The 1,170-nt window shown below is 45.9% G+C and carries 1 protein-coding gene; it reads left to right on the top strand.

Annotation, left to right across the window (positions count from 1 at the left end):
- Window positions 1-1,073: NADPH:quinone oxidoreductase family protein (locus tag A3738_RS21275; RefSeq protein ID WP_068763842.1), on the top strand; the 1,073-nt coding region annotated here is incomplete at its 5' end.
- Between the last annotated feature and the right edge of the window lie 97 nt (window positions 1,074-1,170).

Here is a 1,170-nt window from a genome sequence, read left to right as displayed (position 1 = left end):
ACCCCGTTAAAGGTGTCGAGAAGAACTTACATTTGGTTTCTCAAGTAAAACCCAATGTACAAGATCTAGTAAGTCATGATGTATTGATTCAAGTGAAAGCTGCCGCGCTTGGCTGGGTCGATCTACTCATGACAAGCGGACAGTATCAGCATATGCCGCCTTTACCATATACCCCAGGCTTAGAATATAGCGGGGTGATTGAATGGGCTGGTAAAGAGGCGAAAGCAGAGGGTTTGTCTATTGGTGATCGCGTATTTGTAGATGGGTTTGTGACCGGACCAAGATCTCCGGGAAAGTATCAGCAATATGGAGGGTTCGCTAACTACGCGGTTGCACCTGCTGAAGCTGTTAGAGCAATTCCTGAGGGTTTCAGCTTTGAACAAGCGTGTAACCTTTTAGGAAGTTATGAGACTGCTTATCACTGCCTCGTAAAATGTGGCGAATTAAAGCCTGGTGAGACCGTTCTCATTCATGGCGCCTCAGGCGCAACGGGTTTAGCTGCGTTGCATATGGCCAAGTTGTTAGGCGCTAAGGTCATTGCAACTGGGCGCAGTGATGAAAAATTGGCAGTGGTTAAAGAGCAGGGTGCAGATTGGGTTATTAATACTTCATCATCTGATCCTGATTTCGGTGTGAGTCGCTTCAGAGATGAAGTGAAAGCACTTACCAATGGTGCCGGGGTCGACGTGGTTTACGATGGCGTAGGTGGGGATATATCGCTTGAGAGTATGCGTTGCGTAAAGTTCGGAGCGCGGTTTCTTATTGTTGGTTGGGCATCAACGCCGTTTGTCGCAAAAGGAAAAGGCCAACGTGGAGCGCCTAATGCGAATATGCTCCCCACTAACTTAATTATGATGAAAGGGCTCAAAGTCTTGGGCTGTCCTACTGTCATATCCGCGCAGCAAGATCCATCTATTCGACAAGAACGCTTATCACAGATTATGTCATGGGTACGAAATGGTGATATTCAGCCGTTTGTTTCAAGTGTTTATGACTTGGAAAATGTTAAACAAGCAATGAAAGATAAATGGACTGGTAAAATTATTGGCGGCGCAGTGCTTAAGCCAGAATAAATTGATATTGAGAGTAAGTGCACGAAAGTGTAATGAGTGCCTGATTGTGTGAGAGCGTTAATTCAGAATTTAGAGGAAAGTGCGGGGCGCTGAGTTG

This window comes from Oleiphilus sp. HI0066 (assembly GCF_001635725.1).
The sequence above is the reverse complement of the archived record's forward strand: the minus strand, read 5'-3'. Positions and strand labels throughout refer to the sequence as shown.